Here is a 12,805-nt window from a genome sequence, read left to right as displayed (position 1 = left end):
AAATGGATGTGTGTCAATATGGGAATGTTCGTTAACCCTGATAATCTGGCATTTCAGGCAGCTTTGAATGCAAAGATCTATGTTGATAAAAGTGGAATCCTCAATTATACAAACAGTGTTCTGGGGTCAACAGATGCTTTTATATGCAATAGTCGTCCAAGAAGATTTGGAAAATCTGTTACTGCAAATATGCTTACAGCGTATTACAGCAAAGGATGCGATTCAGAAGAAATGTTTTCCAGACTGAAAATCAGTCAGGCAGAAGATTTTAGAAAACATCTGAATCAGTATGATGTGATTCATTGGGATATTCAATGGTGCATGGGGCCTGCCAATGGTCCTGAGAAAGTTGTTTCTTATATTTCAGAAAAGACAATTTTAGAATTAAGAGAATATTATCCTGATGTACTTCCGGCAGAAAATCATTCCCTGGCAGAGACACTGGCACGGATCAATACTGTAACTGGCAGAAAGTTTATTGTGATTATTGATGAATGGGATGTTCTGATTCGCGATGAAGCTGCAAAAGAGGATATCAAGAATGAGTATATCCGCTTCTTACGTGGTATTTTCAAAGGGACAGAGCCTACAAAATATATTCAGCTTGCATATCTTACAGGTATTTTGCCAATTAAAAAGGAAAAAACTCAGTCTGCCTTAAACAATTTTGATGAATTTACCATGGTAAGTCCAAGTATTCTGGCGCAGTATATCGGATTTACGGAAGCTGAAGTACAAAAGTTGTCAGATAAGTACCATCAGGATTTTGATAAGGTAAAGAAATGGTATGATGGATATCTGCTGAAAGATTACCAGGTTTATAATCCCAGAGCTGTTGTCAGCGTAATGCTGAAAGGAGAATATAAGAGTTACTGGTCGGAAACAGCCTCTTATGAAGCGATTGTGCCTTTTATCAACATGAATTATGATGGCTTGAAAACAGCAATCATTGAAATGCTTTCCGGCTCATCTGTCAAAGTTAATACAGCAACATTCAAAAATGACACTGTTAATATTCAAAGTAAGGATGATGTACTGACTTATATGATCCATTTGGGATATCTTGGATATGATCAGACAGAAAAAATTGCTTTTGTTCCCAATGAAGAAATCCGTCAGGAACTGACTAATGCTGTAAAAAGTAAGTCATGGAATGAAATGCTTATGTTCCAACAGGAATCAGAGACTTTACTTGATGCAACGCTGGATATGGATAACGAAACAGTTGCTGCACAAATTGAGAAAATTCATAATGAATACGCTTCTGTCATCAGGTATCATGATGAAAATTCATTAAGCAGCGTATTAGCCATTGCCTATCTGGGAACTATGCAGTATTATTTTAAACCGGTTCGTGAATTTCCTACAGGACGCGGATTTGCAGATTTTATTTTTATCCCTAAGCCTGAATATAAAAGTGCTTATCCTGCATTGGTTGTTGAACTGAAGTGGAACCAGAAAGTACAGACGGCAATACAGCAGATTAAAGACAGAAAATACCCATCCTCGATTTCAGATTATACCGGTGATATTTTGCTTGTGAGAATTAATTATGACAAGAAAAGTAAAAAGCATCAGTGCATAATTGAAAAAGTGTAATAGCATCTGAAAAACATGCGCACATTGGGGTCTGATCGTGCGTCCAGCAAAGGGTATATAGTCCGGTGGGTGGAAGACAATATATGAACTTATGTGACTTACATTGAATATACTTACGCTAACCTAAGATAATTGTTGTATAAGGAAAAATATAACTTTGACTTGAATAATAAAAAAAATGTGGTATAGTAATTATATACAGAACCATATAACCATATTTTTCATAAAAAACAATTGCTTTATTTATCGATTATTTTGAAGAATAATTTTTAAAAAGATTATTATTTATAACCTTATAACCAGTTTTTTAATTTGGTATTTGAATTATATTCATTTAAGTAGGCGATAGAAATGTCTGTTGTTAGCTTGGTATATAAAAAGACAGATTCCGTTAGACGGTTGAGCCAAACTTTGGAAGGTTAAGGCTAAATAAATTAAATATTCAACGCATTAACGATCGCTATCTGAGCTATGGCGGTCGTTTTTGCATTTCTTATCAAGAATACGAACTATGTAAGTACCAAGAATACTACTAACAGTTCCGTAAACTATAGTAAAAATAACAAAAGATACTGTCATGTGTATATCCTCCTTCTTGGGTATTTCCGTCATGAAGTCATGAGGATATTTATATAAACAGAACATCGCTGTTCTGACATGACTCAACCGCCTAACCATCCCAATCTAGCCTGAAACTGAAATGTTGGAATCTGCCTATGGAGATATTATAAGATTTTTCGTAAAGCATGTCTACTATAAATTTACATTTTTACACGATCATGACCTGTAATGAGATCTTTAATCTGGAACATCCGGATGGGAGCAAATCTGATTAGTGACAAACTGAGAAATCAGGGACACGGACACCGGATTATTCGATCAGCAACATTTTATTTATAATGGATAATTTGATATAAATTACTTCAATTTGGATAACGGATAACTATATATCATTCCATTAGTCATGTCTGAAAGGGCATTGGCGGGAGCGATGCTGGCTTTCGTAAATGGGGCTTTACTTGGGGGCTATGTTTATAGCAAAAGTTCTTTGGGGTTAGAAGGTAAACGTCAAATCATCCGCCCATCTATAATATAACGCCACCTCATCAGCGGCGCGATTTTCTGCATTCATCCGGAAGTTCTTCCGACCAGGGCATCAGATCATCCAGTTCTGCCGGATTTATCTTTCCATTCACATCGCAGCGTTTCGGCAGTTCTGTGAGGATATGCCGAAAATAATAGTATGGACGCAGGCTATTCAGTTTAGCGGTTTCAGAAATACTGTACACCATAGCATTTGCAGAGGCTCCATTTGCCGTGTTATGGAACATCCAGTTTTTCTTTCCGATACAGAAAGTACGGATGGAACGTTCAGAAGCTGAGTTATCGATTGGTACATCTCCGTCTGTCAAAAACACTTTCAGGTAAAGTTCCTGATTGACCAGATACTGCCAGTCCCTGGCCTGTTTTTGATTTTGGCGGGACCGTACACTGAGAAAGCTGTTCTTTCACCCACGCAAAGAAATCCTCAACCATCGGCTGGATGATCTCCTGCCGTTTTTGAAGACGTTATTCAGATGAGAGCTTTTTCAGCTCGGTATCTGCAGTATAGAATCCCCCGATTTTCTGCAGTGCTGTATATGCGACCGAACTGTGCCCAGCAGAGGGATCCTTTTTATCCATCGCCTTTACCGCATCCGCAAAATCACGTCTGGCATGTGCCCAGCAGTTTGCATTGGTCACATCCGGCAGTTTTTTATCTACCAGATGATACTGCTGTAACCCATCCGTGACAAGGATCCCTTTATAATCCCTGTAGAATTCCAGTGGCTTTTGATGATCCCGGTCTTTCTGGTATTCGTATATCACGACAGGGCGCTCCTGATAAAACTCGCCGGAACGATGCACCCACATGTAACATTTGCTGTTTGGATGGCTGCTGTCCTTTATGACCTGTGTCGGTGTTTCATCTGACTGTGTGACATGCAGTTTCAGAAGTTATAAAGGAAAACGAGAGCATAGGCTACTAACGTTGCTCTAAAAGACCACATTGGGGTCAGACCCCATGAAATCCAAATAAAAGAAATGAATCAGAGCTAAAAGTTCTGTAAAAGAAACATGAAATATCTTGCAAAAACTTATCATGAGTGATAAAATCTCGTAAATGAGTTATCAGAGATGGAATGGAGATAAACAAATGCAGGAGAACATGAAAGAATACCTGACAGAAAAGGAAGCCAAGGAAAAGAGGCTGGAAGTATATACAGAGAAGATCCAGGAAAAGGTGTTGAGCAGATCTTCGGAAACAATCCGGCAGTTAGTGGAGGAGAGACACCGCCAGAAAATGACGCAGCAGGAAATAGCGGATATTACAGGGATAAAACCGTCGAATATGGCCCGGTTTGAGAGCGGTGGCAGGGTACCAACGCTGGTTGTACTGGAGAAATATGCGAATGCACTTGGAAAACATATTGAAATAAAAATCTGTGATGACTGACAGATTTTTATTTGGGATAATCATAGATGATACTATTATTAAAAATAGCGAAGCAAAATGGAGGGAGAAAGATCGCAAGAAAATTAAGGGACTGGTATCCGGGGGCAATTTACCATATCATGCACAATATATAATTGGGATTAAAAAAATATTTATATGGAATAATAGTTTCGCTATGTATCATATCTGGTGAGATGTTATTTTAACAATAAAATGTTGTATTTATACGTTTATGGGGTGGAATGAATATTTAATTGGTTGATGATAAGAAAGGTGGATTATAATGATTGAAAGTGAATTATATTACTTGGTAAAATCATATCGAGATGCAATAGAACAAGCGCATAAAAAAAATAGATTTTGTAAATGGCCATTTAATCAATTCCCGGAGGCCTGTTGCGGACAAGCTTCAGATATTTTGGCAAGGTTTTTAGGGGAGCAAGGCATTTATACAAAGGTTGTTAGTGGAAGTGATTCAAATACAACTCATGCTTGGCTTGTGCTAGATGATTCTATTTTGCAGAAAAATATACAAAGAGCTGAAGAAGCCACAGATTATGAAGAAGTAAATAAAATGAATAGGATTTTAGAAGGATATGGCTATAATAAAGAAATAAATATATATCCTTACTGTGATCTTGATTCTATTCTGAGGGGATGTACAATTATTGATATTACGGGAAGTCAATCCCAGTTTAGACTGGATTCCAAGTACTTTAATTATAACATTCCAATATATATTGGTGAAATGGATGATTTTCATAATTTGTTTGATATTAATAGTATTAATGAGTTCAGAAATGATGATAAATTGGATAATATTTATAGGATAGTCCAACAATATCTGTAATTTATGCGGATAATTAATTTAATCTTGATGCCTTTTCAAGGTGAGCTGCATTTTGCGCCCTCCGGCGGTCGCAAATGCGTTTTAGAACGGCCGCTCTGCGGAGCATAACGGCCGTCCGTTTTTAGCACCACATTGGGGTCTGACCCAATGAAATAAACAATTGTAAGTAACCTAAATGTTTGCTACTGGTCTCTCAGTTCTGCTTTTAAAATTTCTATAATAAAACTTTAAATTGTATTTTTCATAGTAATCCGTTATACTAAAGACAATATATAGCGGATTTTTATTAGTGGATTTATTGAAATTTCCAGATTCACTAGTGTTCAGGAAGGCGGCATATTGTATGTGTGAATTTAATATCCAGGAAATAGAACTTTTTAATTACAGGCAGTTTGAAGATAAGAAATTTGTGTTAAATTCAAGAATGAATGTTTTTGCAGGAAAGAATGGCTCTGGTAAAACAACAGTACTGGAAGCGGCTAATGTCGTGCTGGGGGCATATCTTGCAGCGTTTAAGACATATGTACCTTCCAGGTTTGTGTTTAATATCAAATCAACTGATGCAAGACGAAAGACTCAGATTTCAGATGATAGCAGAATTCTTACTGCTGGTGCAATCCCACAGTATCCTTGCAAGGTTAGTTGTAAGGCTGCATGGAATATTGATTATGAGTCTATTGGTTTTCAGCGTGTTCTTTTGAAACAGGATGGCAGAACTAAGTTTGGTGGAAAAAATCCAATGCAGCAGACTGTAATTGAATGGGAAAGCAAAATCGCAAATGCAGATCACTCTGATGAAGATGTTATTCTGCCACTGGTATTATACCTTAGTTCAGCACGACTTTGGAAAGATGGAAATAAAAGAACAGTAAAGACAGGCGTATTGAGCAGAACAGACGCATATAGCCACTGCCTTGATGCGCAGCATGGATTGGATATTGCATTTCGATATATAGATACGCTTAAAGCTGTTGCAGTTGAAGAAAATGATGGAAAAATTTTCCCGGCTTATGAGGTCATTTTGTGGGCGGTTAATGAGGCGTTTAGAGATGAGTTAAAATCAGGTGAAAAAATTATATTTTCTACAAAATATGAGGATGATATTATTGCACTTAGAACATCTGAAGGAACCGTTCTTCCATTTCAGATGTTGAGTGACGGTTATAGAAACGTTATCAAGATAATCTTGGATATTGCAGCAAGAATGTGTATATTAAATCCATATTTGAAGGAGAAAGCCTTACAGGAAACACCGGGTATTGTTCTTATTGATGAAATTGATTTAAGTTTGCATCCAACCTGGCAGAAAAGAATTATTGGGATTTTAAAACAACTGTTTCCTAAAATTCAGTTTATCTGTGCAACACATTCGCCTTTTATTATTCAATCACTTGAAGAGGGTGAGCTGATCACATTAGACCAGCCTCTGGAATCTGAATATTCAGGAGAGAGTATTGAAGATATTTCGGAGGATATTATGGGGGTTGTGTTACCTCAATATAGTGAAAAAAAGAGAAAAATATATGAAGCTTCAAAGCTGTATTTTGAAGCACTTACACAGGCAAAATCGCAGGAAGACATAGACAGGCTGGGAAAAAGACTGGCGGAACTGGAGGCTGAATACAGCGAAAATCCTGCTTATATGGCGTGGGTACATCAGCAGTATCTGGAACAGAAATGGAAAGTGAAAAAGAATGAGACCAATAAATAAGGGGGAGTCTCCATATAAAAAAATAAATGAATATAAGGACGCATTGCCATATTTAGAGAGACGGATAGGAATGTATTGTTCTTATTGTGAATTTTCTATACCACATGTTCCTGAGGTAGAACATGTGGTTTCAAAATCCAAAGGTGGAGATTTAACAGACTGGAATAATCTTAACCTGGGATGTAAATATTGTAATACACGAAAAAAGGCACAGACAATGCCGGAAAATAAAAAAAACTATTTGTGGCCAGATGAAGATAATACTGCTATCGCATATTCGTACATTAATGGTATCCCAAAGGTGAATGAAGAGTTATTGATAAAACTGGATTCAACAGGGGATTACCTGAAAAGAGCACGTAATACATATAACCTTGTAGGTTTAGGCAATCTTCCTATGGGAAAAGATAGAGATAGACGATTTGGACAAAGAAATACAGCTTATCAAAAAGCATTAAACTCGCTGGAACACTGGAATCATATGAAAGACCTGTCAAAAGAATATCAGAATGATATGAAAAATCAGATTATTATGACGGCATTGGGAGATGGATTTTTTTCGATATGGATGGAAGTGTTTTGCGACGAACCGGAAATACGACTAGCACTCATAGAGGCTTTTCCAGGAACCAATCTGAATTATTATGATGAGAAAGGATGCGTTAAAGAAATTATATGACAAGGATTCAGTATAATCTGGATGAGGTAATGGTTATCAAGTCTACGATCCCGGTTGGCTTTACAGCCAGTGTGAGAGCGAAATATCACTGTGACAATATTATTTAAAGTCAGCACATTGAGATCAGACGTGCGTCCAGTAAAGGGAGAAAGCCCCATCAATAATCACAGCATTGAATGTGAACTTCCAGTAATTTTTCCGCCTAAAGAAAAAAGAACAAAAATAAAATCATAAAAAATCCCGGGTTTCTGCGCTTTTCCATTGCAGACAGCCGGGAAATATAGCACTACCTAATTTAGGCGGATAACCGCCTAAAAGGAGGGCGCTATGTATCTGGATTTTTTAGTGAAAGTACCAACCGTAAAAGGCAAGATCACACGGAGAAAAAAGTCAAATGTTGTATATATAGAGTATGAGTATGACCGGGTTTATGATCCATCCCGGAAGTATACTTTTCCCAAAAGAGTAACGATCGGAAAACTGTCAGATACGGATCCGGAACTCATGAAACCGAATCAAAATTTCCTGAAATATTTCCCGATGCAGAGCTTCCGGAAAGCAAAAACAGGACTTCCAGAAGCAGCTGTCTCAGGGGAGGAGCATACTTTGTACTGCGTAAGATCATAGAAGAATGCAGCTTGAACGATATCCTTGGAAAGTATTTTGGATTGCGACGTGATGTACTGGGGCTGTTTTTAAGCTGGCTGTTTATTCTGATTACAGCGGAAAACAATGCAGCGCAGTACTATCCGGATTATACATACAACCATCCACTTTTTACGGAAAAGATGAAACAATACAGTGATTCAACCGTATTAGATTTCCTGAATTCAGTAACAGATGATCAGAGTACAGGATTTCTGAATACATGGAATGAGTCACGGAATTACCATGAAAAGATTTATATTTCTTATGATTCAACGAATAAAAACTGTCAGGCCGGGGATATAAAAATGGTTGAATTTGGGCATCCGAAAGTAGATATGGGAGAGCTGGTATTTAATTATGCAGTTGCGTATGATACTCATAATCAGGAACCATTATTTTATGAAAAATATCCAGGAAGTCTGAATGATATCTCCCAGCTTCAGTTCATGCTGGATAAAGCATCCGGATATGGTTATAAGAAGATCGGATTCATTCTGGACAGGGGATATTTCAGCTGCGAGAATATACAATATATGGATAAATGTGGGTATAGTTTTGTTATCATGGTGAAAGGGATGTCTGCCCTTGTGAATGAACTGATCCTGGAAAATAAAGGGACATTCGAAAATAAGCGGGTAAACAATATCTATGAATATGGAGTTTACGGAAAGACAATACGGCACAAACTGTATGCAAGTGATAAAAAAGAGCGTTATTTTCATCTGTATCATAGTATTTCCAAAGAAAGCGCAGAACGGATAGAGATTGAAAATCGGATCAACCAGATGACGCAGTATCTGAAAAAGTACCAGAATAAAGTAAAGGAATTCGGTCCTGGATTTGAGAAGTATTTTAACCTTTATTATGATGAAAAGAGCCAGGCTTTTATACTACCAGAAGAACGGTGCAGTGTGGTAGAAAGAGAACTGGATCTGGCAGGATATTTTTGTATCGTTACATCGGAAAAGATGAGTGCGAAGGAAGCAATCGAACTGTATAAGAGCAGGGATGTATCGGAGAAACTATTCCGCGGAGACAAATCATATCTGGGGAATAAGAGCATCCGGGTGTATTCAGAAGAATCAGCAAGAGCGAAGATATTTGTTGAATTTGTAGCCATGATAGTGCGCTGCAAGATGTATATAAAACTAAAAGAAGAAATGAAAAAACTGGATAAGAAACTGAACTATATGACTGTACCGGCGGCAATAAAAGAGCTGGAAAAAATAGAAATGGTACGTCAGTTAGACAATATATACCGTCTGGATCACGCAGTAACAGCGAACCAGAAAGTAATATTGAAAGCCTTTGGACTGGATGCGAATAGTATAAAATACTTTGCGTCAGAACTGAGTAAGGAACTGAAAGAAGCAGAATAAGGAAGGAAAATAAAGATGGCAAGAACAAGAAAAACAAGTAAGGAAGCATTGGAAGAAAAGATTGAAAAAGCAGAGGCTGATGTGATCGCAGCGAAGAAAAAGTATGATCAGGCAACAGCAAATCTGAAAGAACTGTTAGACAAGCGGGATGCCATAAGAAAAGAAGAGATCCTGTCAGCAGTTGTAAAAAGTGGGCGGTCATATGAGGAGATCATGAACTTTTTAAATGCAGGATCAGATGGAGAAAAGACGGAAAAATAGAATTGTTTTGAGTCGCAGATATAGCGACACTTGATTTAGGCGGAAAAAAACTGGAAGTTCACAATGAGCTGAAGGATTTTTAGACGAGCACAAAAAAAGGGTAAAAATGGTAATTTACAGAAAATTCAGTTAATTACTTGTAAAAATAGCTCTAGGAAAGCAGTAAAATCAAGGGTTCCGAGAAGCTACCGTAGAAACGAAAGTAAGCCCGAAATTCCGAAAAGAAAAAGAGAGCATCAGATATATCCAAGAGAAGAATCTCCGGATATGCTGATGCTTGACTTGTTTTTAGCTCATTTAAAGACAATGAGGAGCTGTCAGAAGAATATGGGGCTATCGTATAGATGTTTTGAGTTAAGAAGGGATACGTGGAATGAATAAGTAGAATTCTGTAGTTGCTATGTTCCCTCAAAAGATATATACTTAAATTACAAATAAAAGCTGGTCAAGGGAGAGACTTATGGATGTGAAAGACAGTATTTCTGTAACACTAAAGACGATAGATGGAAAAGAAACGAAAGATCAGTCAGCAAAGAATATTTTTTCATATAAACCAATTATGAGTAATATTCTAAAATATACTGTAGAAGAATATAGAGACTGCTCCCTGGAAGAAATTATGAATTGTATAGAAGGTGATACGATTCAGATAGGAACCGCGTTGGTAGAAGAGGATATGGCAAAAACCATACGTGGAGAGGATACAGAATTTCATACGACAGATGAAGCACCAGCAGCATTTGATATTCTGTTCCGTTCTTTAAATCCAAAAGCAGAAGGAAAGCTTCTGGTAAATCTTCATATTGATTTTTAGATACAGCAAAATTACACACCGGGTTATCCGGTTGTAAAAAGAAGTATATATTATGGCTGCCGTAAATTGTCTGCACAATTAGATAAGATAGGGGAAAATGGAAAAGGATATGGTCATTTAGAAAAAGTGTACAGTATCTGGATCTGCCTCGATAATATTCCCAGGAAACTGGAAAATACCATATCATATTATAAGATGCAGAATTACAAAAATGAGGGAATCAAAGACAAAGAGTTCCGAATTGATTCCTGGGAATCAGATCTTTTGGAGATTATAATAGTACGGCTCGGTGGAGAAGGACAGGAAGAAAAGGGACTTTTGGATCTTCTTATATGGATTATTTTCCGGAAACCAGAAAAAAGTATTATCATATATTCCAGATTCGGATAATCAAGTTCGTCAGAAGGAGGTGTCTGATATGTTAAGTATGATTTCTTATGCAGAGGAAAATGGAATAAAAAAGGGCGAAAAAAAAGGTGAAAAAAAGGGTGAAAATCGATTAGGAGCACTTATAAATATTCTATTAAAGAATAAACGTTATTCAGATGCTGAGAAAGCATCTGAGGACGAGGTGTATCGTGAACAACTATATAAAGAATATAAATTATAGAAATGGGTGGTTATTTTGAAAACTCCGGGGACTTAAATTTTCGACGACTGGTGATGCTCGAAAGGGTGCTCGTTTCAATCGGAATTGGAGTCTGCATCCTATGAAGTCCAGGTTTTAGTTTTTGCCATTCTAAAGATAGTCTCAGCATATTGTGCTTTTGTCAAGGACATTGAGGTCAGACCGTGCGTCCAGCAAAGAGCATGCAGTCCGACAGGTGGAAATTATAATATAATAAGATTTAGGTAATTAAACAATATCGCATACATAATACAGAAAATGTACTATTTAATCGGAGAAAAATATGTATAGAGAAAGAGTGAACGAAAAACTACCGACAGAATATTTGTTGCATGAATTTGATGAATTGATTTCCTGTAAGAGCCTTGGTAGTTATAATTGTTGTGAAATGGTTTCGATATATCTATGCCAAAGAGAAAAGGAAATGCCGGATAATGTATATACAATTTTTGTATTTGAAACAAGACCGAACGTAGAAAAGAGCTCGGAGAGACTTTTAAAAAAGCTTAAAAGTATTACTGATACATATTCATTAGGAATACAGAGAAAGGTGCTGGATGTATCAGAAGTTCGAAGTATTTTTGAATTGTTATGCAACAGTAGAGATAAGAAGGAAGTAGACATCGGAGACGGAAGGTTAGAAACAGGATATCTGGAAGGGGTATCGAAAGTTTTTATTCAGCAGGACAGTACAAAAGAGATGCTTTTAAACAAAGTATTAAAAAATAATTTTATTAATGGAAGTTATATTTTGGAATTTTTTGACTGTGATAAAAAGATTGTAAATGTGTTGAACACAGTGCAGTTCAGAAAGATGACAGATACAATATTCGATGCAATTCCAATTGATTTGTTTTCTGTATCAGATCGTATTGGGAATTTTGTGTTTCAATTTCCGTCAACGAATGTAAGGGTTTCTTATAAAAAAGATGATATGGAGAGACAGTTAACGTATGATGTGTCATTTGATAAAGAATGTGAGTCAGATGATCAATTTCTGGTATTGTCAGAAGGCGTTTTTGATGATTCGATTATTTCATTTGGTACCAGGACATTTAAACAGGAAGGATGTAATACTACATTTGAAGTTGGTGATGCTTCCCGATTTTGCAGGACAACGATAATTGATGTAAAACGGCAATTGATTTTGTCGCGTCAGGAAACAAGCTTTATAAGAAGAATGACGTATGTGCTGCAGATGGGTGCACAGTATGGAGAACAGCGTATCATTTATGATGAAACAGGACAGGTTGTTGACATTATTGAACCCATATCAGCGGAGAATGTTAATATTATAGAACAACCTGTTATTCGGACGCGAGATAGTCATATACATAAGCGTCAGTATAGCAGACGAGTTGATGAGTTATATGCCAGAGCTGAGTTTAGACGGTATGGAAGAGATTCAGAACCGCAGAAAGCTTTGAAAGATGTGATTGCATTGATGAATCGTGCACAAACAGGGAAGGTGTATCTGTGGGATCCTTATCCGACAGTTGAGGATATTTTACATACTTGGTATTTTACGAAAAGTATGAATGTAACGTTATATGCAATTACATCTGGTGAAATTGCCGAAAAAAGTAAAATGAGTGTATGTGATTGGATAGAACAGCAGCAGGAAATTATGGAGAAAAGGAGTAATCATTATGGTATACATGTAGAGCTTAGATGCCAGTGGGCTGATTATGGTTACAGTTTTCATGATCGTTTTCTCATGGTGCTTAATTTAGATCAGG

12 protein-coding genes and 1 pseudogene are annotated in these 12,805 nt (G+C 36.9%); 11 read left to right on the top strand and 2 right to left on the bottom strand.

What is annotated here, in order from left to right:
* Positions 1–18 precede the first annotated feature (18 nt).
* Entirely contained in the window at positions 19–1,599 is a 1,581-nt protein-coding gene (locus tag AC075L_RS16750; RefSeq protein WP_020993830.1) for an AAA family ATPase, read from the top strand.
* Between the two features lie 1,106 nt (positions 1,600–2,705).
* Here AC075L_RS16750 and AC075L_RS16745 read toward each other — a convergent pair.
* Positions 2,706–3,011 (bottom strand): transposase domain-containing protein, encoded by a 306-nt coding sequence (locus AC075L_RS16745; RefSeq protein ID WP_476387920.1) that lies wholly within the window; start codon positions 3,009–3,011, stop codon positions 2,706–2,708.
* Positions 3,012–3,168: 157 nt separating this feature from the next.
* The gene (locus tag AC075L_RS16740) at positions 3,169–3,549 is read right to left on the bottom strand and encodes an IS66 family transposase (protein ID WP_476387921.1); all 381 of its coding nucleotides are present in this window, start codon (positions 3,547–3,549) and stop codon (positions 3,169–3,171) included.
* Positions 3,550–3,796: 247 nt separating this feature from the next.
* On the opposite strand from AC075L_RS16740, the gene AC075L_RS16735 reads away from it, so the two are divergent.
* From AC075L_RS16735 to AC075L_RS16690, 10 genes and pseudogenes are all read left to right on the top strand, one after another.
* Positions 3,797–4,096 (top strand): helix-turn-helix domain-containing protein, encoded by a 300-nt coding sequence (locus tag AC075L_RS16735; protein WP_008704385.1) that lies wholly within the window; start codon positions 3,797–3,799, stop codon positions 4,094–4,096.
* A gap of 283 nt (positions 4,097–4,379) precedes the next feature.
* A complete protein-coding gene (locus AC075L_RS16730; RefSeq protein ID WP_008704384.1) occupies positions 4,380–4,946 on the top strand; it encodes a hypothetical protein in 567 nt (188 codons plus the stop codon).
* Between the two features lie 343 nt (positions 4,947–5,289).
* Complete coding sequence (locus AC075L_RS16725) at positions 5,290–6,657, top strand: AAA family ATPase (RefSeq protein ID WP_008704383.1); 1,368 nt, start codon at positions 5,290–5,292, stop codon at positions 6,655–6,657.
* Positions 6,641–7,336, top strand: coding sequence for an HNH endonuclease (locus AC075L_RS16720; protein WP_020993834.1), 696 nt, complete (start codon positions 6,641–6,643; stop codon positions 7,334–7,336). The genes AC075L_RS16725 and AC075L_RS16720 overlap by 17 nt, the downstream gene beginning before the upstream one ends.
* Positions 7,337–7,663: 327 nt before the next feature.
* Positions 7,664–9,363: pseudogene (locus tag AC075L_RS16715) on the top strand (IS1634 family transposase).
* 15 nt (positions 9,364–9,378) lie between these two features.
* Positions 9,379–9,624: a hypothetical protein gene (locus tag AC075L_RS16710; RefSeq protein WP_008704376.1), complete on the top strand. Its 246-nt coding sequence runs from the start codon at positions 9,379–9,381 to the stop codon at positions 9,622–9,624.
* A gap of 460 nt (positions 9,625–10,084) precedes the next feature.
* Complete coding sequence (locus AC075L_RS16705) at positions 10,085–10,438, top strand: hypothetical protein (protein ID WP_055058992.1); 354 nt, start codon at positions 10,085–10,087, stop codon at positions 10,436–10,438.
* A gap of 66 nt (positions 10,439–10,504) precedes the next feature.
* Positions 10,505–10,828: a hypothetical protein gene (locus tag AC075L_RS16700; RefSeq protein ID WP_476387919.1), complete on the top strand. Its 324-nt coding sequence runs from the start codon at positions 10,505–10,507 to the stop codon at positions 10,826–10,828.
* 28 nt (positions 10,829–10,856) lie between these two features.
* On the top strand, positions 10,857–11,048 hold the full coding sequence (locus tag AC075L_RS16695) for a hypothetical protein (protein WP_133303294.1): 192 nt from the start codon (positions 10,857–10,859) through the stop codon (positions 11,046–11,048).
* Positions 11,049–11,349: 301 nt separating this feature from the next.
* The coding region (locus AC075L_RS16690; protein WP_476387918.1) for a VPA1262 family N-terminal domain-containing protein at positions 11,350–12,805 on the top strand (1,456 nt) is incomplete at its 3' end.

The sequence above is a fragment of the Blautia sp. ZXY-1-B12 genome (assembly GCF_056339915.1).
The sequence above is the reverse complement of the archived record's forward strand: the minus strand, read 5'-3'. Positions and strand labels throughout refer to the sequence as shown.